Below are 25,948 nucleotides of genomic sequence, written 5' to 3'. Positions count from 1 at the left end.
AAACGGCATCCCTGCAGGCGGATGCCCCGCCCCGACACCTCAGCGATCGGCCGCCAGCCATGGCCGGCAACTGGCGAACATGTCCAACGAACGCTGGTAGACCTCGGTGCGCACCTGCAACAGCCCGAGCATCGAATGGAACAGGTTGTCCTGGGACAACGGCGCATCGCTCAGGCGAGCCAGGCAGCCGGTGTCCAGACCGAAGTCCTGTTGGTAACTGTCGGAAAACCAGGTCAACAGTGGCACATGCTTCTGCTGTTCCGGGGCCATCATGTAGGGGGTGCCGTGCAGGTACAGGTTGTACTCCCCCAGCGACTCGCCGTGGTCGGACAGGTAGATCATCGCCGTGTCGACCTTGTCCTGGTGACCGCGCAAGGTATCGATCAGCTTGGCCAGGAAGCTGTCGGTATAGGCCAGGGTATCGTCGTAGGCGTTGACGATCTCGTCCTGGCTGCACTGATCCAAGGCATTGCTGCGGCAGACCGGGGTGAACGGCTCGGCGCCAGCGGGATAGCGCTTGTAGTACTCGGGGCCATGGCTACCCATCTGGTGCAGCACCAGCACGGTGTCTTTGTCGAGGTTGTCGATCAATTCGCCCAAGCCCTGCAGGAGGATTTCGTCGTGGCACTCGCCGTCGCCGCACAGCGCCGGGTCCTTGAGGTTGCTGACATCGATGAACTGCACCCGGTCGCAAGTGCCTTTGCAACCGGACTGGTTGTCCCGCCACTGCACGGCCAGGCCGGCACGCTGGAGAATGTCGAGCAGGCCCTCGCGGTTCTTGGCTACCCGGGCGTCATAGTCCTTGCGACCCATGCCGGAGAACATGCAAGGCACCGATACAGCGGTCTCGGTGCCGCAGGAATGGACATCGGTGAATGCCAGCAGGCCTTGCTCCTGGGCCAGTTTGGGCGTGGTGTTGCGGGCATAGCCGAGCACGCCGAAGTTTTCCGCCCGCGCACTTTCACCCACCACCAGAACCGTCAACGACTTGCGTTCGTGGCGTTGCCAGGCGGCGTCGCGCCGGGCGTCCTCGCCATAGGCCTGGAACGGCCGGGCCGCCGTGCCCACGCGCTCGCTGACATAACTGAACGATGCACCGACGATGTTGCTGGGGGTGAGCATCAGGCGCAGTTCATGGTGATTGCGCAACAACGACGACAGCCCTTGATAGTTCACCAACGCCACTGCCCCCAGCGCGACCACGCAGGACGCGCTCACCACCAGCTTGCCCAGCAGCTCGCGGTGCCAGGCGCGGTAAGCGATAGGCGCCTTCCACAGCAACACCGAAGGCAATACACCGAGCAGCAGGATATAGGCGAAGAACTTGAATGATAATAAGTCCCGAACTTCCGCAACATTGGTTTCGGCAATATTGCGGAACATACCGGAATCAATCAGCACGCCGTATTGATTCATGAAATAAGCCACACCCGCGCCACTCATGAACAATAGGATCAGCACCGGCTTCAACACATATCGGAATGCCAATAAAGTGAGGATAAGGTTGAACGCGAACAGCATCATCACGGCGAACGCCAGGCTCAACCAGAGTCCGGTCAACCCGGCAGGCACGACCTGTTCCAAGTGTTGCCACAAGAACACGTTGAAGCCAATCAGCAGGTAAAGACTGGCCAACAGCGTGACCCATTCAGTCCGCAGGGATTTGAATTTGTGCATGGACATTCGCATTCGAGAGTGATTATCAACCCACGGAAAAACACGCACCGCGGAAAGTTGGGCGAACTCTAGAAAGCGTGCCATCAATATTTCGTGAAAAAGACGCCAACAAATTCGTGAGTGGCGTCTGGGTTGGATTAAATGTCGTTCATTCAGCCGGGCAGGCGCAGCTTGACGTAGCTGTCGCGGTCCATGTCGAGGACCTCGACGCACAGTTGCAGGTCCAGACCGGCCTGCGCCGGAATCGCCTCACGCAGCACGTCGAGCAGCCCCTCGGAAAGTTGTTTCTTCAGCGCCGGCGAACGCCCGCTGAGAATGGCCAGCCGCACATGAGCGAAGGCCCGCTGGACGGGCGCAGTGCCTACGCGAAACTGGCTGAAGGCTTGGGCGCGGCTCTTGATGTCCGCTTCATCGGCGAACTGGCCGCTGCCGACCAGGGCATGGTTCAGGCGCAACAGCAGAACGTCGACGTTCAGTTCGGGCAGGTTGTCGCTGTATTCCAGGTTCAGGTGGGGCATGGCGCGGGTTCCAGGCTCTGGGAGATGCGACAGCCTACCCCAGTCCCCCAGCTGCGCAAAGACGGCTATCCTCAAAGGTCAGGACACCTACCGACAACCCCTGACAGAGGTGAAGAAATGCCAGTTCCGCATGATTTGCTCGCTGACCTGCACGTTACCGCTGACCAGTTCCAGGCACTGATCGACAAGGACCCATCGCTGCATTTGCTGCACAAGGAATACAACGCCAAGGACAAGGAGGTGGTGGCCGCCGAAGGCAATGGCACCAGCGACGAAGCCGTCAATCGTCTGCGCAAGGAGCGGCTGCTGATCAAGGACAAGATCGAACGCATCATTCATCCGCCGAAGTCCTGATGGTCCTTCATTGAATTCACCGGTCCCCTCGCCCGCTTGCCGGCGAGGGGACCCACAGCTTCATCCTGCTACCGAAGCCTTGAGCGCCCCGTCCAGGTCCTCGATCAGATCCCGATAATCCTCGATCCCCACCGACAGCCGCAGCAGGTTCTCGCTGATGCCCATGGTCTGCTTCTGCGCCGGGCTCAGCGACACGTGCGACATGCTCCAGGAGTGGTTGATCATGCTCTCCACCCCGCCCAACGAATCGGCCAGGACGAAGATCTGCAGCGCCTCGACCAGGCGGTTGAGTGCCGCCCGATCGCCCTTGACCTTCATCGCCACGACCGCCCCGCCGCTGCGCATCTGCCGCTTGCACAAGGCATGCTGCGGGTGGCTCGGCAGCCCTGGGTAGTACACCTGCTCGATCTGCGCATGGCCTTCGAGGAAGCGTGCGACCTCCAGGGCATTGGCGCACTGGCGCTCCATGCGCACGTCAAGAGTCTTCAGCCCGCGTAAGGCCAGGTAGCAATCGAACGGCCCCTGCACCGCCCCCACCGCCATGCTGATACGGCGCAGACGGGCCAGCAGCGCGTCGTTGGCCGCGACCACCACGCCGCCGGTCAGGTCGGAATGACCGCCGATGTACTTGCTCGCCGAATGCATCACCAGGTCCACGCCCAAGCTGATCGGGCGCTGGTTCCAGGGCGAGCAGAAGGTGTTGTCGATGCACGTGAGAATGGAGCGGGCGCGCGCCAGGTCGCACACAGCCTTGATGTCGACCAGGTGCAGCAGCGGATTGGTCGGCGACTCGATCCAGATCAGTTGGGTTTCCGGCCTGATCGCGGCAGCGATGGCGTCGAGGTCATTGAGGTCGACATAGGTGGTAGTCAGGCCCGACGTGCGCCCACGGAAGTCTTCGAGGATGCGGAAGGTGCCGCCGTACACGCCGTTCATCACCACCACGTGGGCGTCCTTGGGCAGCAACTCGAGCACCGTGGCGGTGGCATTCACGCCCGAGGCGCAGGCCACCGCGCCAACGCCTTCCTCGAGTGACGCCACGCAGGTTTCATACGCATGCCGCGTAGGGTTGCCGACGCGGCTGTAGGAGTATTCCGGGCGATCGTCCAGGCCACGCTTGATGAACGAACTGGCGGTCACGATGGCAGGGAAGATCGCGTTGTCGGCGACGCTGAACTGCTCGCCGGCGTGAATGGTGCGGGTGGCGAACTGGCGCGGCTTGTCGGACATGGTCGGGCCCATTGGCAGGAGTGGATGTACAACTATCGCACACGCACGGGGCAGCGGGCCGGTGGAGGATATTTTTCTCCCGCTGGAGTAACCTGAAGAATATCTTTGCGACGACCAGCCCTCTCCATGGACCGTTTTGACCAGCATATCCTGACCCTGCTGCAGCGCGACGCTTCCCTTTCGCTCAAAGAACTGGCCGAGGCGGTCAACCTGTCCACCACGCCCTGCTGGAAGCGGGTCAAGCGCCTGGAGGAAGACGGCTACATTCTCGGCCGCGTGGCCTTGCTCGACCCGGCACGACTGGGCCTGGGCCTGACCGTGTTCGTCCAGCTCAAGACCCAGCGCCACGACAATGCCTGGCTGGAGCAGTTCGCCACGACGGTGCGCGGCTTCGAGGAAGTCATGGAGTTCTACCGTATGTCCGGCGACTGGGACTACATGCTGCGGGTGGTGGTGAGCGACATCGCCGCCTACGACCGCTTCTACAAGAAACTGATCACCAGCACTGAAGGGCTTTCCAACATCACCTCCAGTTTTGCCATGGAACAGATGAAATACACCACGGCGTTGCCGGTGCACCGGTCTTGAGCGGCGTTGAATGCTTCGCGGGTGAACCCGCGCCTCCCGGCAACGCAGGGTTTCCGGGAGGCGCGGCGGCCCGGGCAGCCGATCAATCAGCCGCCAGCACCGCCTCGATTCGATTCCCGACCTTGGCCTTCTCCAAGCGAATCGCCACGAACTTGGAAGTTGGCGTGTAGGTCCCGTCGCCATAGCTGTCCAGGGGCACCAGCGGGTTGGTCTCGGGATAGTAGGCCGCTGCCTGTCCGTCGGGAATGTCATAGGGCACCAGGCGGAAGCCCGACACCCGCCGCTCGACGCCATCCTCCCACAGCGACACCAGGTCCACATGCTCGCCCGGCTCGAAGCCCAGCCGGCGGATGTCCGCCTCGCTGACGAATACCACTTCACGCAGACCGAACACTCCACGGTAACGGTCGTCGAGGCCATACAGGGTGGTGTTGTACTGGTCATGTGAACGCATGGTCTGCAGGATCAGGTCCGGTTTGTCGCCGCGCGCCAGTACCTGGGCATTGACCAGTTCCTCGGGCAAGGCATGGGGCATGAAGCGGGCCTTGCCGGTGGCGGTGCGCCAGCTGCGTTCGGCGGCACTGTTGCCCAGATGGAAACCACCGGGATGTTGCAGACGCTGGTTGAAATCGCTGAAGCCTGGAATGACGTCGGCGATCATGTCGCGAATGCGGTCATAATCCGCCACCGCATATTCCCAGTCGATCGGCTGGTTACCCAGCGTGGCCTTGGCCATACCGGCAATGATCCAGGGCTCAGAGCGCATGTGCGCCGAACGCGGGCGCAGTTGCCCGTTGGAGATATGCACCATGCTGAACGTGTCTTCCACCGTCACCCCCTGCGGCCCTTCGGCCTGCAGGTCGATCTCGGTACGGCCCAGACATGGCAGGATCAACGCATCGCGGCCGGTGACCAGGTGCGAGCGGTTGAGTTTGGTGGAAATCTGCACGGTCAGCGCGCAGTTGCGCAGCGCCGCATGGGTTCGCGGGGTGTCCGGCGTGGCCTGGGCGAAGTTGCCGCCCAGACCGATGAAGACCTTGGCCCGCCCCTCCTCCATGGCCTTGATCGCCAATACCGCGTTATGCCCGTGGGCACGCGGCACACGGAACTGGAAGCGCTGCTCCAAGGCATCGAGCAGCGCCGCCTTGGGCTTCTCGTCGATGCCCATGGTGCGGTCGCCCTGCACGTTGCTGTGGCCGCGCACCGGTGACAGACCGGCCCCAGGCTTGCCGACGTTGCCGCGCAGCAACTGCAGGTTGACGATTTCCTGCACGGTCGGTACCGAATGGCGATGCTGGGTGACGCCCATGGCCCAGCACATGATGACGCGCTCGGCCTTGCGGTACATGCGCGCGGCCAGCTCGATCTCGGCCAGGGTCAGGCCCGACTGCTTGACGATATGCGCCCACGGGGTGGCATCCACCGCCGCCAGATAAGCATCGACGCCCGAGGTATGCTCAGCGATGAAGGCATGGTCGAACACTGCCGGCTCGCCCTTGGCCTGGGCCTCGCGCTCCCATTGCAAGAGGAACTTGGCCATGCCGCGCAGGGCCGCCATGTCGCCGCCAAGGGCCGGGCGGAAGTAAGCGCTGGTGGTCGGCTCGGAGCCGTTGCTGAGCATCTCCAGGGGATGCTGGGGGTGCTGGAAGCGCTCCAGGCCACGCTCCTTGAGCGGGTTGAAGCACACCACCTGAGCCCCGCGCTTGACCGCCTCGCGCAGGGGTTCGAGCATGCGTGGGTGGTTGGTGCCTGGGTTCTGACCGATGACGAAGATCGCGTCGGCCAGTTCCAGATCATGGAACACCACCGTGCCCTTGCCGACGCCGAGGGTTTCCGCCATGCCGGCACCGCTGGCCTCATGGCACATGTTCGAGCAGTCGGGGAAATTGTTGGTGCCATAGGCGCGCACGAACAACTGGTAGAGGAACGCGGCCTCGTTGCTGGCACGCCCGGAGGTGTAGAACTCGGCTTCGTCGGGCGAGTCGAGCGCGCGCAGATGGCCGGCGATCAGCTCGAATGCCTCTTGCCAGGAAGTCTCGACGTAGTGATCGGTGGCCGCGTCGTAACGCATGGGGTGGGTGAGACGACCCTGGTATTCGAGCCAGTAGTCGGTCTGGTCGCGCAGCGCGCTGACGCTGTACTTGGCGAAGAACGCCGGGTCCACCGAGCGACCGGTGGCTTCCCAGTTGACGGCTTTGGCGCCGTTCTCGCAGAACTTGACCATGTCGCTTTCCGGCGATTCGCCCCAGGCGCAGCCGGGGCAATCGAAGCCACCGTTCTGGTTGGTCTTGAGCATGGCCCGCAGGTTCTTGAAGGCATTGTCGCTGCCCAGCCAACTCTTGGTCACGCTCTTGAGTGCGCCCCAGCCGGCGGCAGGGCCCTTGTAGTCCCTGATGTGTTGGTCCTGGCTCATACGGTGGTGTCCTCACGCTCGGTGCTTTTATTCAGCCTATTGAGCGCGGGTGGAGGCCGTCCAATCGAAATACCTTACGGCGTGATAGGCGGTTTCGATCATGGGTTTTCAAAGTTTGTCATGGCATTTTCAGGGCCTGAGCGACCGAGCGCCGCCCAGGCGCTGCAAATCCTGCCTCAATCGATAGACGCCATTGATCAAGCAGTCGGAGAAAGCAATTTGACGGGTGTGGCCACAGGTTATAGCTTGGACCCAATGGTCCTGACCCCTACTCGAGCGAACACGTGGAACAGAACAGTGGCGCCCTGATCGACGGTTTCAACCGGAAAATCGACTACCTGCGGATGTCGGTCACGGATCGTTGCGACTTTCGCTGCGTCTACTGCATGGCCGAGGACATGCAGTTTCTGCCGCGCCAACAGATTCTCAGCCTCGAAGAACTGTTCCAAGTGGCCGAACGCTTCGTCGCCCTGGGCACCCGCAAGATCCGCCTGACCGGGGGCGAGCCCTTGGTGCGCCAGGGCATCGTCGATCTCTGTCAACGTATCGCCGCCCTACCGGGTCTGCGCGAACTGTGCATGACCAGCAATGGCTCGCAGCTCGACCGCCTGGCCCAGCCGCTGTTCGATGCCGGCCTCTCGCGCCTGAACATCAGTCTCGACAGCCTCGATGCCGAACGCTTCAAGCAGTTGACCCGCACCGGCGACCTCCACCAGGTGATCGCCGGCATCGACGCCGCTCGCCGCGCCGGCTTCCAGCGCACCAAACTCAACTGCGTGGTGCTCAAGGGCCGCAACGACCATGAACTGGTCGATCTGGTGCGCTTTGCCATCGACCGCGAACTGGACATCACCTTCATCGAAGAGATGCCCCTGGGTGTGATCAGCGAACATGAGCGCGGCGAGTCGTTCTGCTCCAGCGACGATGTTCGGGCGCGCCTGGCCGAGCAGTTCACCCTGATCGAATCGACCGAGTCTTCGCAAGGTCCGGCCCGTTACTGGCGGCTGGCCGAAGCCCCGCACATCCGCGTCGGCTTCATCTCACCGCACAGCCATAATTTCTGCGCCACCTGCAACCGCGTGCGCCTGACCGTCGAAGGCCGGCTCCTACTGTGCCTGGGCAACGAACATTCGATGGACCTCAAGCAGGTATTGCGGGCCCACCCAGGCGATGCCGAGCGGCTGGACAACGCCATCCGCGACTCCCTGCACCTCAAGCCCTACCGTCACCACTTCGAAGTCGGTGGCGACGTGCAGATCCTGCGCTTCATGAACATGACCGGCGGCTGACCGGCTGCCTCTGGAACACCATGATCGTCCACCCCCGCCCCGATGTGCTGCGCGTGCTGTTCACCCTCAAGGGGTCCATCGTCAAGCGCATCGCCCTGCGCTGTCTGATGATCACCTTGCTCGCGGCGCTGATCGTGCTGGTCGAGCGGCATTTCCCGGCATTCTTCTACCCGGTCAGCGCCACGCCGTTCACCTTGCTCGGGCTGTCGCTCTCGATCTTCATGAGCTTTCGCAACAACGCCTGCTACGACCGTTGGTGGGAAGGACGCAAGGCCTGGGGACAATTGATCATCGAAGTGCGCTCGTTCGCCCGCGAAAGCGTGGCGATCGCCGACCCACAGCAACGCCAGACGATACTGCGCGCCTTGTGCGGCTTTGCCCATGCGCTCAACGCACGCCTGCGTGGCGAGGACGAGCTGGCCGTGGCCCGGCCCTGGCTGGCCGAACCCTCTGCAATCGGTCCGCACAATGTCTGCGACGGCATCCTGCGCGACGTCGGCGCGCAGTGCTCGCGATTGGCCGAACAACAGTTGATCAGCGAATGGCGCTACACCCTGCTGGAACAACGCCTGGTGGGACTATCCCAGGTTCAGGCGACATGCGAGCGGATCAAAGGCACGCCATTGCCGTTTCCTTACACCCTGCTGCTGCACCGCACCATTTACATCTTCTGCCTGCTGCTGCCCTTCGCCCTGGCCGAGCCGCTCGGCTGGCTGGCGCCGCTGTTCACCACCATCGTCGGTTATACCTTCTTCGGGCTCGATGCCATCGGCAATGAGCTGGAGGACCCGTTCGGGCGAGACGAGAACGACCTGCCGACCGATGCCATGGTGCGCACCGTCGAACGGGATGTGCTGTCGGCGTTGGGAGAGGCGGCGCTGCCGCCGGCCTTGCAGCCGGTGGAGTATGTGTTGAGCTGAGCGGCGGCCCTTTCGCGGGCTTGCCCGCGAAAGGGCCGCTGCAATTCAACCCCGGCTGCCACAGGCTCCGATGGGCTTCAAGTGCTTGACGAAATTGCAAGGCCGATGCCGCGCATCAAGCTGTTCCGCAAGGATTCCTTCCCAGGCCGTGCGGCAGGCCCCGGTCGAGCCGGGCAGGCAGCACACCAGGGTGCCGTTGGCCATGCCAGCCAATGCCCGGCTCTGCACGGTGGAACTGCCGATATCGAGAATCGACAAGGCTCGAAACAGCTCGCCGAACCCATCGATACGTCGATCCAGCAAGCACTCCACCGCCTCCGGCGTGCTGTCGCGCCCCGTGAAACCGGTGCCACCGGTGATCAGCACGACCTGCACCTGGTCATCGGCAATCCAGGTAGCGACCTGGGCGCGGATCTTGTAGAGATCGTCCTTGAGCAGCGCGCGCGCCACTAGGCGGTGGCCGACTTCCAGCGAGCGGCTGGCCAACAGTTCACCGGAAGTGTCGTTGTCGTAGGTACGGGTGTCGCTGACGGTCAGCACGGCGATGTTGAGCGGTACGAAGACCGCATCAGGTTGGACGCGCACGGTGGAACTCCTTCAAGGGCATTGTCGCCACGCTAGGCCGATGGCCATGGGGCGTCCAATCGATATGACGTACCGACCGATCAATGACATCTATCGCAGAGCTGGGTTAAGGTCTGCACAACCAGACGCCAGGCATCTCCATGGACATCAAGCAGCTCAAGTTCCTCATCGCCCTCGACCAGACCCGCCACTTCGGCCAGGCCGCGGCGCTGTGCCACATCACCCAGCCGACGCTGTCGATGCGCCTGCGCAACCTGGAGGATGAACTGGACCTGGTACTGGTCAAGCGCGGCCAGCGCTTCGAGGGCTTCACCGAGGCCGGCGAGCGCATCCTGGCCTGGGCCCGCACCCTCCTCGCAGCCCACGATGGCCTGCAGGCCGAGGCCGCCAGCTGTCGTGGCCAGGTGGTCGGCAGCCTGCGCCTGGGCACGGTGCCGCTGGCCAGTTTCAATCCGATGCACCTGCTGTTGCCGCTGCGCGAAAAATACCCCGAATTGCAGTTTCAGCTCAGCTCCCACAGTACCGAACAGATCATTGATGGCCTGAGCCGCAATCAGCTCGACCTGGGTATCTGCTACCTCGACCAGGTCAATGCCAGCTTCTTCGAAGTGATCGAACTGGGTACCACCACCATGGGCCTGTTGCACGACACCCGGCACTTCTCCTTCGAGCAGGAGCAACTGCAATGGAACACCCTGACCGACATCCCGCTGGGGTTGCTGAGCAAGGGCATGCACTACCGGCAATCACTGGACCTGAGTTTCCGTAGCCGGGGTCTGGAGCCGCTTGCCGTGCTCGAAAGCGACTCCAGCTTCCAGCTGATCCAGGCCATCACCACCGGCGTCTGCTGCGCGGTGATGCCGCTGGACTGTGGCCTCGAAGACCTCAGCGAGCACCTGCGCATCATCCCCATTGCCGATGCCAGCATTCATAGCCAGGTCGGCCTGCTGTTGCGCCGCAGCGAGCCGCGTTCAGCCATCGCCGAGCAGTGTTTCGCCGAAGCCCGTACGCTGTTTCAGCCCGACTGATCGGCGGTCGCCTGGCGGTACTGGCGTGGCGTGAACCCGGTCAACTGCTTGAACTGACGGCTGAAGGCACTGTGGTCGGTGTAGCCGCAGCGCAGCGCCACCTCGGTGATCGGCAGGTCCGAGTGCAGAAGTCGATGGGCGTGCTCCAGGCGCGCCTTGTGGATCATCTGCCGAGGCGTGAGGTGAAACACCCGCTTGCAGTAGCGCTCCAGCTGAGCCACGGAGATTCCGGCGATACGCGTCAATTCGCCCATGCTGATCGGCTGGTGGAAGTGTTGGCGGATGTGCTCGTCCACCGCGGCCAGGCGCTGGTACGCCGGGTGACTGTCGGCGGCTGACTGCAGATCGACCGAGATACCTACCAAGCCAATGATCTCTCCTGCCGGGTCGCGCAGCGGTCGTTTGTGGGTGAGGCACCAGCCGGCCTCACGGCTGCCGTACAGGTGCAGTTCGAGCTGGTCCTCCAGTACCCGCCCCTCTTCCAACACTCGACGGTCCTGCTCGGTGTAACCAGGACCCAGCTGCGCCGGAAACACCTCTGCACTGGTCTTGCCCAGCAAGGGCTGCAGACGCTTGAGACCACAGCGCTGGACCAGGGTGGTGTTGGCCAGCACATAGCGGGCCTCGGCATCCTTGATGAAGATGGCCGCATTGGGGATGGCATCGAGGATCGGCAAGAGCAACGACACGCTGGCCAGCAACGCCTCCAGCGTGGTGGGACGTAGATGGTCGAGGGACTGGTATAGGGTTGCCAACGGGGGGTTGGTCATCAGCTTCATCTCGGGTGGCTGTCCTGGCCTATTCGCGGGCAAGCCCGCGAATAGGCCGGCACTAGGTATAGATCACTCAAACCCTTGCACGGTATGCCCTCCAGCCTATCTACCTACTTCCCCCAACCGCCAGTGTTTTTCGCAATTGTGCCGATTTCGTCACGCCCCCTGCCGAAAACCATCAAGAACACTGCCCCCTTGTCGGTTCACTCTATGCCCCACGCAAGCCGCCCAACACCGACGAGAGCGCGGCGCAGCAAACCGCAAAACGTGACATCAGACCTGCCTATCCAATAACCAACAAAAAGGCGAACCCATGTCAGGCAAATTCAAGAAACAGCTGTCATTGCTCGACCTCACCTTCATCGGCCTCGGCGCCATCTTCGGCTCCGGCTGGCTGTTCGCCGCCAGCCACGTCTCGGCCATCGCCGGTCCGGCGGGTATACTTTCGTGGTTCCTCGGCGGTTTCGCCGTGCTGTTGCTGGGCATCGTCTATTGCGAGCTCGGTGCCGCCCTGCCGCGTGCCGGTGGCGTAGTGCGTTACCCGGTATATTCGCACGGGCCGCTGCTCGGCTACCTGATGGGCTTCATCACCCTGATCGCCTTCTCCAGTCTGATCGCCATCGAAGTGGTCGCCTCGCGCCAGTACGCCGCAGCCTGGTTCCCCGGGCTGACCAAGGCTGGCTCCAGCGACCCCACCGTGCTCGGCTGGCTGGTGCAATTCGCCTTGCTGGGACTGTTCTTCTTCCTCAACTACCGCAGCGTGAAGACCTTCGCCAAGGCCAACAACCTGGTCAGCGTGTTCAAGTTCATCGTGCCGTTGCTGGTGATCGGCGTGCTGTTCACCTTCTTCAAGCCGGAAAACTTCACGGTCCAGGGCTTTGCCCCGTTCGGCCTGTCCGGCGTGGAAATGGCCGTGTCGGCCGGCGGCATCATCTTCGCCTACCTGGGCCTGACACCGATCATCTCGGTGGCCAGTGAGGTCAAGAACCCGCAACGCACCATTCCCATCGCGCTGATTCTCTCGGTACTGCTGTCCACCGCGATCTATGCCTTGCTGCAGTTGGCCTTCCTCGGCAGCGTACCGACCGAAATGCTCGCCAATGGCTGGGCGTCGGTGACCAAGGAGCTGGCCCTGCCTTACCGCGACATCGCCCTCGCCCTGGGCGTGGGTTGGTTGGCCTATCTGGTGGTGGCCGACGCGGTGATCTCGCCCAGCGGCTGCGGCAACATCTACATGAATGCTACCCCGCGCGTGGTGTATGGCTGGGCGCAGACCGGAACCTTCTTCAAGTACTTCACCCGCATCGATGCACAGTCGGGCATTCCGCGTCCGGCGCTGTGGCTGACCTTTGCCCTGGCGGTGTTCTGGACCCTGCCGTTCCCGTCCTGGGAAGCGCTGATCAACGTGGTCTCCGCCGCCCTGGTGCTGAGCTATGCCGTGGCCCCGGTCAGCGTCGCCGCACTGCGCCGCAACGCGCCCGACATGCCTCGCCCGTTCCGGGTCATGGGCATGGGTGTGCTGGGCCCGCTGTCGTTCATCATCGCTGCGCTGATCGTCTACTGGTCTGGCTGGAACACCGTGTCGTGGCTGCTGGCCCTGCAGATCCTGATGTTCGTGCTGTACCTGCTGTGCGCTCGCTTCGTGCCGACCCAACACCTGTCGCTGGCCCAGCAGGTGCGCTCGTCGGCCTGGCTGATCGGCTTCTACGCCGTGACCATCCTGCTCTCCTGGCTGGGCAGCTTCGGCGGCCTGGGCGTTCTCGGCCACCCGTTCGACACCCTGGCCGTGGCGGCCTGTGCCTTGGCCATCTACTACTGGGGCGCGGCGACAGGCGTGCCGGCACACCTGGTGCGCCTGGAGGGCGAAGATGAAAGCGAAGCCTCCAGTGACACCTATGCCGGCCGCCCCGCCACCGCTGCCTCCTGATTCTTCATTCAATGGACTCGCCCATGAAACAGATCCATGTCATCGACTCGCATACCGGCGGCGAACCGACCCGTTTGGTGATGAAAGGCTTCCCGGCACTGCACGGGCGGAGCATGGCCGAACAGCGCGACGAGCTGCGCGAACTGTACGACGCCTGGCGCCGCGCCTGCCTGCTGGAACCACGCGGCAACGATGTACTGGTGGGCGCCCTGTACTGCCCACCGGTGTCGGCGGATGCCACCTGCGGCGTGATCTTCTTCAATAACGCCGGCTACCTGAACATGTGCGGCCACGGCACCATCGGGCTGGTCGCCTCGCTGCAGCACCTGGGCCTGATCGAGCCCGGCGAGCACAAGATCGATACCCCGGTCGGCCAGGTCAGCGCCACCCTGCACGAAGACGGCTCAGTGACCGTCGGCAATGTGCCGTCCTACCGCTATCGCCAACACGTGGCGGTGGACGTCCCCGGCCATGGCGAGGTCAAGGGCGATATCGCCTGGGGCGGCAACTGGTTCTTCCTGGTGTCCGAGCACGGCCAACGTATCGAGCTGGCCAACCGCGAAGCCCTCACCGATTACACCTGGGCCATGCTCAAGGCCCTGGAAAGCCAGGGCATCACCGGCGAGAACGGTGCGCCGATCGACCATATCGAGCTATTCGCCGAAGACCCGCAGGCCGACAGCCGCAACTTCGTCATGTGCCCCGGCAAGGCCTACGACCGCTCGCCGTGCGGCACCGGGACCAGCGCCAAGCTTGCGTGCCTGGCCGCCGACGGCAAGCTCGCCGAAGGCCAGACCTGGGTCCAGGCGAGCATCACCGGTAGCCAGTTCCAGGGCCGCTACACCCGCGATGGCGAACGTATCCGCCCGTTCATCACCGGCCGCGCCTACATGACCGCCGACAGCCAGTTGCTGATCGACGAACAAGATCCCTTCGCCTGGGGCATCTGACCCGGCGTCTTCTCAACCCGAATACCGTTAGGAGTGACAACCATGACCCAGAATATCTTCACTGGCTGCATGCCCGCCTTGATGACGCCCTGCACCGCCGAGCGCAAGCCGGACTTCGACGCCTTGGTACGCAAGGGCCGCGAACTGATCGAGGCCGGCATGAGCGCCGTGGTCTACTGCGGCTCGATGGGCGATTGGCCGCTGCTGACCGAGGCCGAGCGCCAGGAAGGCGTGGCACGCCTGGTGGCTGCCGGCATTCCGACCATCGTCGGCACCGGTGCGGTGAACACCCGTGAGGCGGTATCGCATGCCGCACACGCAGCCCAGGTTGGCGCTGCGGGCTTGATGGTCATCCCCCGCGTGCTCAGCCGCGGCGCCTCGCTGATCGCCCAGAAGCACCATTTCTCGGCCATCCTCGCCGCTGCACCGAAGCTGCCGGCGGTGATCTACAACAGCCCCTACTATGGCTTCGCCACCCGCGCCGACCTGTTCTTCGAACTGCGTCGTGAATACCCGAACCTGATCGGCTTCAAGGAGTTCGGTGGTGGCGCCGACCTGCGCTATGCCGCTGAGCACATCACCTCCAAGGACGACGACGTGACCTTGATGGTCGGTGTCGACACCCAGGTGGTGCATGGTTTCGTCAACTGCAACGCCACCGGCGCCATCACCGGCATCGGCAACGCCCTGCCCCGTGAAGTGCTGCAATTGGTGAGCCTGAGCAAGCAGGCTGCCAAAGGCGATGCCAAGGCCCGTCGTCTGGCGCGCGAACTAGAATCGGCACTGGCGGTACTGTCGTCGTTCGATGAAGGCTGCGACCTGGTGCTGTACTACAAGCACCTGATGGTGCTCAACGGCGACCGCGAGTACAGCCTGCACTTCAACGAAACCGACGCGCTCACCGATGCCCAGCGCAACTATGCCGAGCAGCAGTACGCCCTGTTCCGCACCTGGTACGCCAGCTGGTCGGCAGAGCAGAACCTGGCCTGAGGCAAAAGCACAGGCTCTGTGGGAGCGGGCTTGCCCGCGAAGCAGACACCGCGATGGATGGCACGGGCCTCGCCCGTGTTCTCGGGACACATCGGGTCATCGAACCGCCATTCCCACAGGGTCCGCCTCAGCTTCTAGATCTTCACTTCCGAACTCAAAGGACGCTCCATGACCCTGACAGGCAACCTGCTGATCGGCCAGCGCAGCGTGACCGGCAATCAACCCTCGATCCGCGCCGTCGACCCGACCACCAACCAGCCACTGGAACCCGCCTACCCCGGCGCCAGCGGCGAACACGTGGCCGAGGCCTGCGCGCTGGCGTGGGCAGCTTTCGACAGCTACCGCGAAATCCCACTGGAGCAACGCGCCACCTTCCTCGAGACCATCGCCAGCGAAATCGAAGCGCTTGGCGATACCCTCATCGACCGCGCCGTCGCCGAAAGCGGCCTGCCCAAGGCGCGTATCCAAGGCGAACGCGGCCGCACCTGCACGCAGTTGCGTACCTTCGCCCGTGTGGTACGCGATGGCGAATGGCTCGACGTGCGGGTCGACAACGCCCAGCCGGAGCGCCAGCCCCTGCCCCGCGCCGACCTGCGCCAGCGGCAGGTGGCCCTGGGACCGGTGGCGGTATTCGGCGCCAGCAACTTTCCCCTGGCCTTTTCGGTGGCCGGCGGCGATACCGCTTCGGCCCTGGCGGCCGGCTGCCCGGTAGTGGTCAAGGCCCATGGCGCGCACCCGGGCACCAGCGAACTGGTCGGCCGGGCCGTGGCCCGTGCCGTGCAACGCTGCGGCCTGGCGGAAGGGGTATTTTCGCTCCTCTATGGCGCTGGCACCGCGATCGGCACGGCACTGGTCAGTGACCCACGGATCAAGGCCGTAGGCTTCACCGGCTCGCGCAGCGGCGGTATCGCCTTGAACCAGGTGGCCCAGACGCGGCCGGAGCCGATTCCGGTTTATGCCGAAATGAGCTCGATCAACCCCGTCTTCGTTTTCGACGCCGCACTGCACAACCGTGGCCCAGCTCTGGCGCAGAGCTTCGTCGCTTCGCTGACCCAAGGCGCCGGGCAGTTCTGCACCAACCCTGGCTTGGTCATCGCCCGCCAGGGCGCCGCCTTGCAGGGCTTTATCGAGGCCGCCGGCCAGCACCTGCGCCAGGCGCCCGCTCAAACCATGCTCACGCCCGGTATCTTCAGCGCCTATGAGGCCGGCGTCGCCGACCTGGCCGGCAACCCCAACGCCACGAGCGCAGCCAGTGGCCAGCCAGCGCACGGCCCGAACCAAGGCCAGGCGCAGTTGTTCACGACCCATGCCGACGCTTTTCTCGCCGACCCTGCGCTTCAGGCCGAGGTGTTCGGCGCCGCATCGCTGGTGGTGGCCTGCGCCAGCGATGAGCAAGTCCGCCAGGTGGCCGAGCACCTGGAGGGCCAGTTGACCGCCACGCTGCACCTGGACGAAGGCGATATCGAGCAGGCCCGCGGCCTGTTGCCGATACTGGAACGCAAGGCCGGGCGGCTCCTGGTCAACGGCTGGCCCACCGGCGTCGAAGTGTGCGATGCGATGGTCCACGGCGGGCCGTTCCCGGCCACCTCCGACGCCCGCAGCACCTCGGTGGGCACCGCAGCGATCCTGCGCTTCCTGCGTCCGGTGTGCTACCAGGATTTCCCCGATGCCCTGCTACCCACCGCCCTTCGACAGGACAACCCGCTGCACGTGCGGCGTCTGCTCGATGGCCAAAGGGAAGCCTGAACCATGGCCGATGCCCCGTTAGATACCGATGTCGCCGTGGTAGGCGCCGGCATTGTCGGCGTCGCCTGCGCCCTGCAACTGGCCCGTCAGGGACGTCGGGTACTGCTGATCGATCGCAATGAGCCTGGCCAGGGCGCGTCCTATGGCAACGCCGGACACCTGGCCACCGAGCAGGTGTTCCCGATCGCCGATCTGTCGATCCTCAAGCGCCTGCCACGCATGCTGCTCGACCCCATGGGCCCGCTGCGTCTGGACTGGAAATACCTGCCCAAGGCCATGCCCTGGTTCGTCCGGCTACTGCTCAACCTGCGCCCGGCGCCGTTCCAACGCAGCGTGGCAGGCATCCGCGCGCTGAACGAAGGCAGCCTTGGGGCTTGGCAGCAACTGCTCGAATCAATCGGGCACAGCGCATTGTTCAAGGAAGACGGCTCGCTGCTGGTATTCGAAAAGCCTGCGTCGCGCCCAGTGCTCGAGGCCCTGGCTGCGCGCATGCAAAGGCAGAATGTCGCGGTGGATCTGTGGTCGGCCGAGAGCGTGCGGGCAGCCGCCCCTCAGTTGAACCCGGCCTTGCTCGGCGGGCTGTTCTTCCCCGGCACCGGACACTTCATCGACCCGTACCGCGTCGTCTGCGAAGTGTTCGAGGCGGCCAAGGCCAGTGGGGTACGTTTCATCCGCGCCGAGGTCGACGGCGGCCAGCCCAACGCAGCCGGCGTCAGCCTCACCAGCAGCCAGGGCAGATTCCAGGCGCGCCAGGTGCTGGTCAGCTGTGGCGCTCATTCGGCACGACTGACGGCGGCGCTGACTGGTAAGCACGTGCCACTGGATACCGAGCGAGGCTATCACCTGATGTTGCCGGCTGAGCATCAGCGCTTGCCGTTCGCCGTCACGTCACTGGAGCGCAAGTTCATCATGACGCCGATGGCCGAGGGCCTGCGCCTGGCCGGCACGGTGGAGTTCGCTGGGTTGGACGCAGCGCCGAGCATGCAACGGGCTTGGCAGTTGCACCGATTGAGCACGGGGTTGTTCCGCGATGAACTGAGCACCGAGGGCGCAACGCCGTGGATGGGCTTCAGGCCGTCGCTGCCGGATTCTCTGCCAGTGATCGACCGGGTCTGTGATGGCCGTGTGCTGCTCGCGTTCGGGCATCAGCATCTGGGGCTGACCCAGGCGGCGGTGACGGCGCAATGGGTGGGGCGTTTGGCGGAGCAGTCCGCAGGGCCCGAGATGCAGGCCTACCGGCTGGATCGGTTTTGAGCGCGGGGCCGCTGTGCGGCCCCGAGCACCTCAGCGATAACGCTCGAGCCAGTGGGCGTAAGGTGCCGGCAAGGTCCAGGAAGCCTTTTCCACACCCAACTCCTTGGCTGCGAAATACGCCCAGTGCGGATCGGCCAGGTGTGCCCGGCCCACCGACACCAGATCGAGCTGGTTGGCCTGCAGCGCACCTTCTGCCAGTTGCGGGGTGCCAAAGCCCCAGGCCGAAGTCACCGGCAAGCCCGCTTCGCGGCGCACGCGCTCGGCAATCGGCCCCATGAATGCCGGGCCCCACGGGATGTTGGTGTCGGGGATGGTGAACCCGACACTGACGCTCAGCAGGTCAAGCCCGCCGGCCTTGAAGCGACGAGCCAGTTCGATCGACTCCTGCAGGGTCTGCTCGTCGCGACCGTCGTACTCCAACACACCGAAACGGGCAGTCAGCGGCAGGTTCTCTGGCCAGACTTCGCGCACGGCAGCGAGCGTTTCGAGGAGGAAGCGGCTGCGGTTGTCGAAGCTGCCACCGTAGGCATCGGTACGCTTGTTGGAGTGCTCGGAGAAAAAGCTCTGGCCCAGGTAACCATGGGCGAAATGCAGTTCGATCCATTCGAAACCGGCATCGCGGGCACGGCGTGCGGCATCGACGAAATCCTGTTTGACCCGGGCGATATCGTCCAAGGTCATCTCACGCGGCACTTTCGGCAGGTGGGCACCAAAGGCGATGGCCGAAGGCGCGATGGTGTCCCAGCCACGGGCATCGTCAGCGGCGATGTGGTCATCACCTTCCCAGGGACGATTGGCGCTGGCCTTGCGCCCGGCGTGGGCGATCTGGATGCCCGGTACCGAACCGGCAGCCTTGATGGCCTGCACCACGGGGACGAAGGCCTGGGCATGGGCATCGCTCCAGATGCCGGCGCAGCCGGGAGTGATGCGCCCTTCCGGCGCCACCGCAGTGGCCTCCACCACCAGCAACCCGGCACCGCCACGGGCCAGGCCGGCCAGGTGCACGTGGTGCCAATCGTTGATCATGCCGTCCTCGGCCATGTATTGGCACATCGGGGGAATGGCGATGCGGTTGCGCAGGGTGACGTCCTTGAGGGTGTAGGGTTCGAACAGTACGGACATGGGCAAGCTCCCGGTTGGCTTGAATACGATAGTTCGATCATAATCGAACTATGGCAATAATGGAAACCCTCGTTATCATGTCGACCATGCGAGCCTACAAACATCCCAATCCTGAAGACCTGCTACTCGAACGCGTGCTCTACGCCTTGAGCGACCCGGTGCGCCTGGGTATCGTCCGCCACCTGGCCGGCGTGACCGAGGCCAGCTGCGGCGAGCTGGACGGTGGTCGACCGAAGTCGAGCATGTCCCATCATTTTCGCGTGTTGCGTGACGCGGGGCTGGTGCATACCCGCAATGTCGGCACCACGCACATGAACTCCTTGCGCAGCGAAATGCTCGAGGAGCGCTTTCCGGGTTTGCTCGACTGCATTCTGCGTCAGCGCTGATGCCTGTTCCGGCCACGGCCAGCTCATCGATTTTCAGCCAACAAAAAAGCCACGAGGTCACCCCCGTGGCTTTCGATCACAACCGGTCGCCGCTTACAGCGCCATGTCGTTTTCAGGGTTGCTTTCAACCGGCTTGCTCAGATCGGTGCTGGTGCCGACGCTCTGGTCGATCACCGGCGGCTTCTGCAGCTGCAACACTTCGGCAGTGTAGTTCCACTCTTTCTGGGTGGCCGCTGCCGAGTCGTTCAGCTTGGTGCCGTAGCTCGGTACGATTTCCTTGATCTTGGCCTGCCACTCTGGAGTCGCGACCTTCTCCTTGAACACGGTTTCCAGCACGTTCAGCATGATCGGCGCGGCAGTCGAGGCACCTGGCGAAGCGCCCAGCAGGCCGGCGATGGTGCGGTCCTGCGAGGCCACCACTTCGGTACCCAGCTTCAGCACGCCGCCCTTCTCTGCGTCACGTTTGATGATCTGCACACGCTGGCCCGCCTGCCACAGCTTCCAGTCTTCCTTCTTGGCGTTCGGGAAGTAGGTGCGCAGCGCCTCGAAGCGGTCGTCATCCGATAGCATCAGCTGGCCGGCGAGGTACTCCACCAGCGGGTACTGGTCGATACCGACCTTGGTCATCGGCCACACGTTGTGCAGGGTGGTGCTGCCAAGCAGGTCGAAGTACGAACCGTTCTTCAGGAACTTGGTCGAGAAGGTGGCGAATGGCCCGAACAGAATCACGCGCTTGCCATCGAGCACGCGGGTATCGAGGTGCGGAACCGACATGGGTGGCGCACCGGTCGAGGCGATGCCGTAGGCTTTGGCCATGTGCTGCATGGCGATGGTCGGGTTCTCGGTGACCAGGAACGAGCCACCTACCGGGAAGCCTGCGTACTCCTTGGCTTCCGGAATGCCGGACTTCTGCAGCAGCTTCAGCGCGCCGCCACCGGCACCGATGAACAGGAACTTGGCGTCGGTGGCATGCTCGGTGCCATCCTTCAGGTTCTTGTACTCGACGTGCCAAGAGCCGTCTTCGTTGCGGCTGATGTCCTGCACTTCGCTGGAGAGCTTCAGGTCGAAGTTCTTTTGAGTCTGCAGGTGGCCGACGAACTGGCGGGTGATCTCACCGAAGTTGACGTCTGTGCCGATCGGCGTCCAGGTCACCGCGAGCTTCTGGTTCGGGTCGCGCCCTTCCATCATCAGCGGGACCCACTTGGCGATCTGCGCGTGGTCCTCGGAGTACTGCATCGGGCGGAACAGCGGGCTGGCCTGCAGCGCGTCGTAGCGCTTCTTGAGGAACTTGATGTTGTCGTCGCCCCACACGAAGCTCATGTGCGGAGTGGTGTTGATGAACGAGTGCGGGTTCTTCAACACGCCCTGGCGAACCTGCCAGGACCAGAACTGACGGGAAATCTGGAAGGCTTCGTTGATCTCGATGGCCTTGGAGATGTTGACGTTGCCGTCTTTGTCTTCCGGGGTGTAGTTCAGCTCGGCCAGCGCGGAGTGGCCGGTACCGGCGTTGTTCCAGCCGTTGGAGCTTTCTTCGGCGACGCCGTCCAGGCGCTCGACCATCTCCATCGACCAGCTCGGCTCCAGCTCGTGCAGCCACACGGCCAGGGTGGAGCTCATGATGCCGCCGCCGACCAGCAGCACATCGACTTTCTTGGTGTCTTCGGCATGCGCCTGCATGAAGCTTGCGGCGACAGCGAGGCCCAGCAAGGTTTTGCCAGCTTTCTTGAACATTGAAAAATCCAGTCAGTAGAACAGGTAGGTGGGCCTGTGGCTGGCCCAAGTGTTTCGTGTTCTTCCGCGCAGGCTTTTTGTGGTCATTGTTCAGCGGCTAGAGAACCAGAAAATGACTCAGGCTTTTGTCGAATTGACCTACAGCGCTGAATCGTTTCGGCGATTGTAACTGAAATGCCAGTACAAACAAATTGCCTGGCCGGGCGCAAGGCGACAGGTTGTCTCATGGCCACGTGCCACTTATCGGGCGATTGCAGTATTGATCAGTCGCCCCTACTATTGCGATCATTTCTCATTCGCACCAGCTATGCGCTTGCGCCGGATGCCCGCCGTGGTCTCGATACCTGAGTTGAACAGCTCCATTCACAGCCTCTACCAGAGCCATTCGGGCTGGTTGCTTGGGTTTCTCCAGCGGCGCCTCGGCAATCGCCCCGATGCCGCCGACCTGGTGCAGGACACATTCGTGCGCATCCTCCATCGACCGCGACAGTTCGACGGCCAGGCAGGTGAGCGCTCGTACCTGGCGACCATCGCCCGCGGCCTGTGCATCGACCATTGGCGCAGGCAGAAACTGGAGCAGGCCTGGCTGGAGCACCTGGCGTTGCAGTCCCCCGCCCTGCAGCCCTCCCCCGAACAACGTGCGCTGATCGTCGAGACCCTGCACGAGGTCGACGCCATGCTGCTGCGCCTGCCGTCCAAGGTCCGCCAGGCTTTCCTCCTGGCCCAGATCGACGGCCTGGGCTACCGCGATATCGCCGCGCATATCGGCGTGAGCGAACGGATGATCAAGAAGTACCTGGCCCAGGCGTTCCTGCATTGCGCCATCCTCGAGGCCGAACTCGACGGCCTGCTGGTGGAGTGACGCCATGACCCGCCAGCCCCCCACGCTCAGCCACGCAAGCCTCGAGCAAGCTGCTCACTGGTACGTGCAACTGCAAGACGAGCACGCCGATGCGCAAGTGCGCACGCAATGGCAACGCTGGCTCGACCAGCACGATGACCACCAGTTGGCCTGGCTGTACGTGCAACGGGTCGGCCAGCGCTTCGCTCCGTTGCAAGGCCCAGGCAACAGTGCCGGGCGAGTGCTGCGCGACCAGGATGCACGGCGCTTCAGCCGCCGCAGCGGGCTCAAGACCTTGCTGGTGCTGGGCGCCAGCTCGCTGCTGGGCTGGCACGCCTGGCGTGGGGCGCCGTTGTCGGGGTGGCGCGCGGACCTGGCCACGGGCATCGGTGAAACCCGAGAAACCCAACTGGCCGATGGCAGCCAGCTGTGGCTGGGCGCACAAAGCGCTGTCGACCTGGAGTTCTCGCCGCTGTCGCGGGTGGTGCACCTGCGCTTCGGTGACATCCTGGTGGAAACCGCACACGACCCTCGGCGGCCGTTCTTCGTCGAGACTACCCAAGGGCGCATGCAAGCCCTAGGGACCCGCTTCAGCGTGTTGCAGCAGGACGAGACCACCCAGCTGAATGTCTATGCCGGCGCCGTCGAGGTGTGTACTGCCCTCAGCGAGCAGCGCTGCGTGGTACAGGCCGGCCAGCAACTCGCGTTCAACGCCCGCGGCTTAGGTGCCATCGGCCCGGCACTTAGCGCGGGGGAGTCCTGGATTCACCGGCGGCTCAATGCCGAGGGCATGCCCCTGGCAGACTTGCTGCAGACCCTGGGGCGCTATCGGCATGGGCATCTTGGCTGGCACCCGGCAGTGGCGCAGCTGTCGGTGATGGGGGCGTTTCCCCTCGACGACACCGACCGTGCGCTGGCATTGCTGCAAGCGGCCTTGCCGATCCGGGTACAGCGATTGACGCCTTGGTGGGTCACTGTGGAGCCCGCGTGAACGGCGGTTCGAGAAAAAATAGCAAACGGCTGGTTCCCTTTTTCCCGTCTCGTTCGGTTTACCTCCCGTAAGCCACATCAACCCACCGTAACGATTCCAGGGATCCGCATGCCGACGCCTTTCCACCCCGCGTTTCGCCTGGCGCTTGCCGCGCCGCTTTCTCTTTGCGCCGCCGCGCCGCTGATGCTGCCGGCATCACCGGCCCTGGCCGAACAGGTAGTTCACGCCGAAACCCTGTTCGACATCGCCCCCGGCTCGCTGGCAGCCGCTCTCAACCAATTCAGCAGCCAGGCCGGCATCTACCTCGCGGGCAGCAACGAACTGGCCGCCGGCAAGAGCAGCCCTGGCCTGCAAGGTCGCTACAGTGTTGTCCAAGGACTGGCCCAACTACTCCAGGGCAGCGGCCTGCAAGCCGTGCCTCAGGGCAACACCGGTTACGTGCTGCATCCGCTCGCCGAAGACAACGCCCTACAACTGGACGCCACCGCCGTCAACGCTGCCGCACTGCTCGCCAGCAACGGTCAGGGTGACAGCGGCTATCGCGCGGTCGCTAGCAGCACCGCCAGCAAGACCAGCAGTGCCTTGGCCGACACGCCGCGCTCGGTCTCGGTGGTGACCCGCCAACGCATGGACGACCAGCAATCGCAAACCCTGACCGAGGTGCTCGGCTACGTGCCGGGGATTTTCTCGCCACCCTTCGCCGGCGGTGATGGGCAGGCGGGTGACCTGTTCTTCATCCGCGGCTTCAATGCCACCGACTATGGCTATGGACTGCTGCGCGACGGCCTGCGCGTGCAAGGCAACCGCTACGACACCAGCAGCGAACCCTATGGCCTGGAGCGGGTGGAGGTGTTCCGCGGCCCGACTTCGATCCTGTATGGCGAAAACGCTCCAGGCGGCGTAGTCAACCTGGTGAGCAAGCGCCCGACCGCCGACCCGCGGGGCGAAGTGCAACTGAGCTACGGCTCGCACAACCGCCGGCAGCTGGGTGTCGATGTGTCTGGGCCCCTGTCCGATTCAGGCAACATCCTCGGCCGTCTGGTGATGATGGGCCGCAAGTCCGACACGCAGATCGACCACCAGCCTGATGACCGCCTGTACCTCGCCCCTTCGCTGACCCTGAACTTCGACGACTTCAACAGCCTGACCGTGCTGGCCACCTACCAGCGCGACCGTACCCTGATGGAGCTCGGCTACCCGGCCGCCGGTACGCTGTTGCACAACCCCAACGGCAAGATCGACAAGGATCAGCTTTCCGGCAACCCGGACTGGGACAATTTCGAGCGTGAAACCTGGAGCCTGGGCTACGAGTTCAGCCATCGTTTCAACGACACCTGGCAATTTCGCCAGAACTCGCGCTACCTGCAGTCGCGCATCGACCGCCAGGAAATGTGGCCGGGCACCCTCGACGAGGGTGGCTTCGGTACCACGCTTACCAACCAGGCCTATGATCGCTACAACAAGTCCATCGCCTACTCCCTGGACAACCAACTCGAAGGCCACTTCACCAGCGGCGCGTTCGAAAACACCGTATTGATGGGTGCAAGCCTGGACCGCACCTCGTTCAACCAGGACTGGGACGCAGGCTTCGGCGGCACCATCGATGTCTTCAACCCGGTCTGGGGTGGCAAGCCGAGCACCCCATTCGCGGTGCAGAACGCCCTGCTCGAACAGACCATGTATGGCCTGTACAGCCAGCTGCAAACCAAGGTGGACAAGTGGGTGTTGCTGCTGGGCGGGCGCCTCGATCGGGTCAACAGCCAATTCCGCAACAAGGCCGGTACCCTCAATGCAGAAGCCGACATGGACAGTTGGGACAGCAAGTTCACCTGGCAGACCGGGGTGATGTACCAGTTCGAAAACGGCCTGTCGCCGTACTTCAGTTATTCCACGGCCTTTGCGCCGACCCAGCAGATCGAAAGCAGCAGCGGGCCGCTCGATCCGACCACCAGCGAACAGTACGAAGTGGGTATCAAGTACGAGCCCAAAGGCTGGAACACCACCGTCACCGCTTCGGTGTACGACCTGCGCAAGAAGGACGATGTGCTGTTCGACTCGGCCGTGGGCGATTACCGCCAGATCGGCGCCAGCCGCTCCAAAGGCGTGGAACTGGAACTGAACAGCGACATCACTGAAAACCTCAACCTCACCGCCGCCTACACTTACACGGATTCGCGCATCACCAAGGACGTGGCCGGGTCGCTGTACGAGGACCATCAGATGACCGGCGTGCCGCGCAACCAGGCGTCGGTATGGAGCACCTACCGATTCCGCGACGGCTTGCTCAAGGGGCTCCAGATCGGTGGCGGCGTGCGTCACTTCGACAGCACTTTCGCCTACACACCTGCAACCCTGTACGGCACGCTCGACACCGGCGACGTGACCCTGGTGGACGCCAAGGTCGGCTACGAGATCGACGAGAACTGGTCGGTGGAGGTCAATGCACGCAACCTGTTCGACAAGGAGTACGTGGCCGGCTGCAACAATGCCGGACGTTGTTACTGGGGCGAGGAGCGCACGCTGCTAGGGACCGTTTCGCTGCACTGGTAACCGGTCACTCGCGCAGCAACTACCTAAAGTGCGACAGCCCCCATGAATCATGGCTTGTGGCCTGACGGGCAACCGAAAGCACGAT

At 63.7% G+C, this 25,948-nt stretch carries 22 protein-coding genes; 14 read left to right on the top strand and 8 right to left on the bottom strand.

The window, feature by feature from the left end:
* Positions 1-39: 39 nt before the first annotated feature.
* A complete protein-coding gene (locus E2H86_RS12030) occupies positions 40-1,677 on the bottom strand; it encodes a phosphoethanolamine transferase (RefSeq protein ID WP_133328402.1) in 1,638 nt (545 codons plus the stop codon).
* Between the two features lie 152 nt (positions 1,678-1,829).
* The gene (locus E2H86_RS12025; RefSeq protein WP_133327995.1) at positions 1,830-2,195 is read right to left on the bottom strand and encodes a 5-carboxymethyl-2-hydroxymuconate Delta-isomerase; all 366 of its coding nucleotides are present in this window, start codon (positions 2,193-2,195) and stop codon (positions 1,830-1,832) included.
* Positions 2,196-2,312: 117 nt separating this feature from the next.
* Between E2H86_RS12025 and E2H86_RS12020 the strand changes: the two genes are divergently transcribed.
* The gene (locus tag E2H86_RS12020) at positions 2,313-2,549 is read left to right on the top strand and encodes a YdcH family protein (RefSeq protein WP_133327993.1); all 237 of its coding nucleotides are present in this window, start codon (positions 2,313-2,315) and stop codon (positions 2,547-2,549) included.
* Between the two features lie 60 nt (positions 2,550-2,609).
* On the opposite strand, the gene E2H86_RS12015 is transcribed toward E2H86_RS12020, so the two are convergent.
* Positions 2,610-3,791, bottom strand: a complete 1,182-nt coding sequence (locus tag E2H86_RS12015) for a trans-sulfuration enzyme family protein (RefSeq protein ID WP_133327991.1) — start codon at positions 3,789-3,791, stop codon at positions 2,610-2,612.
* A gap of 114 nt (positions 3,792-3,905) precedes the next feature.
* On the opposite strand from E2H86_RS12015, the gene E2H86_RS12010 reads away from it, so the two are divergent.
* Positions 3,906-4,367: an Lrp/AsnC family transcriptional regulator gene (locus tag E2H86_RS12010; protein ID WP_133327989.1), complete on the top strand. Its 462-nt coding sequence runs from the start codon at positions 3,906-3,908 to the stop codon at positions 4,365-4,367.
* 82 nt (positions 4,368-4,449) lie between these two features.
* On the opposite strand, the gene E2H86_RS12005 is transcribed toward E2H86_RS12010, so the two are convergent.
* Positions 4,450-6,780 (bottom strand): FdhF/YdeP family oxidoreductase, encoded by a 2,331-nt coding sequence (locus tag E2H86_RS12005; RefSeq protein WP_133327987.1) that lies wholly within the window; start codon positions 6,778-6,780, stop codon positions 4,450-4,452.
* Positions 6,781-7,064: 284 nt separating this feature from the next.
* Between E2H86_RS12005 and moaA the strand changes: the two genes are divergently transcribed.
* A complete protein-coding gene (gene moaA / locus E2H86_RS12000) occupies positions 7,065-8,069 on the top strand; it encodes a GTP 3',8-cyclase MoaA (protein ID WP_133327985.1) in 1,005 nt (334 codons plus the stop codon).
* Positions 8,070-8,089: 20 nt separating this feature from the next.
* Positions 8,090-8,989 (top strand): bestrophin family protein, encoded by a 900-nt coding sequence (locus E2H86_RS11995; RefSeq protein WP_133327983.1) that lies wholly within the window; start codon positions 8,090-8,092, stop codon positions 8,987-8,989.
* A gap of 45 nt (positions 8,990-9,034) precedes the next feature.
* On the opposite strand, the gene moaB is transcribed toward E2H86_RS11995, so the two are convergent.
* Positions 9,035-9,574, bottom strand: a complete 540-nt coding sequence (moaB, locus tag E2H86_RS11990) for a molybdenum cofactor biosynthesis protein B (RefSeq protein ID WP_133327981.1) — start codon at positions 9,572-9,574, stop codon at positions 9,035-9,037.
* Between the two features lie 140 nt (positions 9,575-9,714).
* Between moaB and E2H86_RS11985 the strand changes: the two genes are divergently transcribed.
* On the top strand, positions 9,715-10,602 hold the full coding sequence (locus E2H86_RS11985) for a LysR family transcriptional regulator (protein ID WP_133327979.1): 888 nt from the start codon (positions 9,715-9,717) through the stop codon (positions 10,600-10,602).
* Here the strand turns inward: E2H86_RS11985 and E2H86_RS11980 are convergent.
* Positions 10,590-11,372 (bottom strand): AraC family transcriptional regulator, encoded by a 783-nt coding sequence (locus E2H86_RS11980; RefSeq protein WP_133328400.1) that lies wholly within the window; start codon positions 11,370-11,372, stop codon positions 10,590-10,592. The genes E2H86_RS11985 and E2H86_RS11980 overlap by 13 nt on opposite strands.
* 316 nt (positions 11,373-11,688) lie before the next feature.
* On the opposite strand from E2H86_RS11980, the gene E2H86_RS11975 reads away from it, so the two are divergent.
* The 5 genes from E2H86_RS11975 to E2H86_RS11950 all read left to right on the top strand — a co-directional run bounded on the left by E2H86_RS11975 (position 11,689) and on the right by E2H86_RS11950 (position 18,242).
* Complete coding sequence (locus tag E2H86_RS11975; protein ID WP_133327977.1) at positions 11,689-13,302, top strand: APC family permease; 1,614 nt, start codon at positions 11,689-11,691, stop codon at positions 13,300-13,302.
* Positions 13,303-13,325: 23 nt separating this feature from the next.
* Positions 13,326-14,252: a 4-hydroxyproline epimerase gene (locus E2H86_RS11970; protein WP_133327975.1), complete on the top strand. Its 927-nt coding sequence runs from the start codon at positions 13,326-13,328 to the stop codon at positions 14,250-14,252.
* Between the two features lie 42 nt (positions 14,253-14,294).
* Entirely contained in the window at positions 14,295-15,242 is a 948-nt protein-coding gene (locus E2H86_RS11965) for a dihydrodipicolinate synthase family protein (RefSeq protein WP_133327973.1), read from the top strand.
* 168 nt (positions 15,243-15,410) lie between these two features.
* Positions 15,411-16,988 carry an aldehyde dehydrogenase (NADP(+)) gene (locus tag E2H86_RS11955; RefSeq protein ID WP_133327971.1) on the top strand — a complete coding sequence of 526 codons (1,578 nt, stop codon included), beginning with the start codon at positions 15,411-15,413 and terminating at the stop codon, positions 16,986-16,988.
* Between the two features lie 3 nt (positions 16,989-16,991).
* Positions 16,992-18,242: an NAD(P)/FAD-dependent oxidoreductase gene (locus E2H86_RS11950; protein ID WP_133327969.1), complete on the top strand. Its 1,251-nt coding sequence runs from the start codon at positions 16,992-16,994 to the stop codon at positions 18,240-18,242.
* 30 nt (positions 18,243-18,272) lie between these two features.
* On the opposite strand, the gene xenA is transcribed toward E2H86_RS11950, so the two are convergent.
* Positions 18,273-19,364 carry a xenobiotic reductase XenA gene (xenA, locus tag E2H86_RS11945; RefSeq protein WP_133327967.1) on the bottom strand — a complete coding sequence of 364 codons (1,092 nt, stop codon included), beginning with the start codon at positions 19,362-19,364 and terminating at the stop codon, positions 18,273-18,275.
* A gap of 50 nt (positions 19,365-19,414) precedes the next feature.
* On the opposite strand from xenA, the gene E2H86_RS11940 reads away from it, so the two are divergent.
* On the top strand, positions 19,415-19,750 hold the full coding sequence (locus tag E2H86_RS11940; protein WP_133327965.1) for an ArsR/SmtB family transcription factor: 336 nt from the start codon (positions 19,415-19,417) through the stop codon (positions 19,748-19,750).
* A gap of 93 nt (positions 19,751-19,843) precedes the next feature.
* On the opposite strand, the gene mqo is transcribed toward E2H86_RS11940, so the two are convergent.
* Positions 19,844-21,481 carry a malate dehydrogenase (quinone) gene (mqo, locus tag E2H86_RS11935; RefSeq protein WP_165976058.1) on the bottom strand — a complete coding sequence of 546 codons (1,638 nt, stop codon included), beginning with the start codon at positions 21,479-21,481 and terminating at the stop codon, positions 19,844-19,846.
* Between the two features lie 331 nt (positions 21,482-21,812).
* On the opposite strand from mqo, the gene E2H86_RS11930 reads away from it, so the two are divergent.
* The 3 genes from E2H86_RS11930 (at position 21,813) to E2H86_RS11920 (ending at position 25,863) form a co-directional block, all read left to right on the top strand.
* Positions 21,813-22,343 (top strand): sigma-70 family RNA polymerase sigma factor, encoded by a 531-nt coding sequence (locus E2H86_RS11930; RefSeq protein ID WP_243744050.1) that lies wholly within the window; start codon positions 21,813-21,815, stop codon positions 22,341-22,343.
* Positions 22,344-22,347: 4 nt separating this feature from the next.
* The gene (locus tag E2H86_RS11925; protein WP_133327959.1) at positions 22,348-23,313 is read left to right on the top strand and encodes a FecR domain-containing protein; all 966 of its coding nucleotides are present in this window, start codon (positions 22,348-22,350) and stop codon (positions 23,311-23,313) included.
* A gap of 108 nt (positions 23,314-23,421) precedes the next feature.
* Positions 23,422-25,863, top strand: a complete 2,442-nt coding sequence (locus E2H86_RS11920; protein ID WP_133327957.1) for a TonB-dependent siderophore receptor — start codon at positions 23,422-23,424, stop codon at positions 25,861-25,863.
* The last annotated feature ends 85 nt before the right edge of the window (positions 25,864-25,948 follow it).

It is taken from the genome of Pseudomonas putida, assembly GCF_004357765.1.
Lineage (GTDB): Bacteria > Pseudomonadota > Gammaproteobacteria > Pseudomonadales > Pseudomonadaceae > Aquipseudomonas > Aquipseudomonas putida_U.
This window is presented reverse-complemented; position numbering and strand designations above follow the sequence as displayed.

Bases quoted from the DNA above. Each gene is read 5' to 3' on its own strand.
- E2H86_RS11975 (WP_133327977.1), top strand. From the start codon at position 11,689: ATGTCAGGCAAATTCAAGAAACAGCTGTCATTGCTCGACCTCACCTTC.
- E2H86_RS11980 (WP_133328400.1), bottom strand. From the start codon at position 11,372: ATGACCAACCCCCCGTTGGCAACCCTATACCAGTCCCTCGACCATCTA.
- E2H86_RS11925 (WP_133327959.1), top strand. From the start codon at position 22,348: ATGACCCGCCAGCCCCCCACGCTCAGCCACGCAAGCCTCGAGCAAGCT.
- E2H86_RS12010 (WP_133327989.1), top strand. From the start codon at position 3,906: ATGGACCGTTTTGACCAGCATATCCTGACCCTGCTGCAGCGCGACGCT.
- xenA (WP_133327967.1), bottom strand. From the start codon at position 19,364: ATGTCCGTACTGTTCGAACCCTACACCCTCAAGGACGTCACCCTGCGC.
- E2H86_RS11920 (WP_133327957.1), top strand. From the start codon at position 23,422: ATGCCGACGCCTTTCCACCCCGCGTTTCGCCTGGCGCTTGCCGCGCCG.
- E2H86_RS11940 (WP_133327965.1), top strand. From the start codon at position 19,415: ATGGCAATAATGGAAACCCTCGTTATCATGTCGACCATGCGAGCCTAC.
- E2H86_RS12025 (WP_133327995.1), bottom strand. From the start codon at position 2,195: ATGCCCCACCTGAACCTGGAATACAGCGACAACCTGCCCGAACTGAAC.
- E2H86_RS12015 (WP_133327991.1), bottom strand. From the start codon at position 3,791: ATGGGCCCGACCATGTCCGACAAGCCGCGCCAGTTCGCCACCCGCACC.
- E2H86_RS11955 (WP_133327971.1), top strand. From the start codon at position 15,411: ATGACCCTGACAGGCAACCTGCTGATCGGCCAGCGCAGCGTGACCGGC.
- E2H86_RS11950 (WP_133327969.1), top strand. From the start codon at position 16,992: ATGGCCGATGCCCCGTTAGATACCGATGTCGCCGTGGTAGGCGCCGGC.
- E2H86_RS12030 (WP_133328402.1), bottom strand. From the start codon at position 1,677: ATGCACAAATTCAAATCCCTGCGGACTGAATGGGTCACGCTGTTGGCC.
- E2H86_RS11985 (WP_133327979.1), top strand. From the start codon at position 9,715: ATGGACATCAAGCAGCTCAAGTTCCTCATCGCCCTCGACCAGACCCGC.
- E2H86_RS11995 (WP_133327983.1), top strand. From the start codon at position 8,090: ATGATCGTCCACCCCCGCCCCGATGTGCTGCGCGTGCTGTTCACCCTC.
- E2H86_RS11970 (WP_133327975.1), top strand. From the start codon at position 13,326: ATGAAACAGATCCATGTCATCGACTCGCATACCGGCGGCGAACCGACC.
- E2H86_RS11965 (WP_133327973.1), top strand. From the start codon at position 14,295: ATGACCCAGAATATCTTCACTGGCTGCATGCCCGCCTTGATGACGCCC.
- E2H86_RS12005 (WP_133327987.1), bottom strand. From the start codon at position 6,780: ATGAGCCAGGACCAACACATCAGGGACTACAAGGGCCCTGCCGCCGGC.
- E2H86_RS12020 (WP_133327993.1), top strand. From the start codon at position 2,313: ATGCCAGTTCCGCATGATTTGCTCGCTGACCTGCACGTTACCGCTGAC.
- mqo (WP_165976058.1), bottom strand. From the start codon at position 21,481: ATGTTCAAGAAAGCTGGCAAAACCTTGCTGGGCCTCGCTGTCGCCGCA.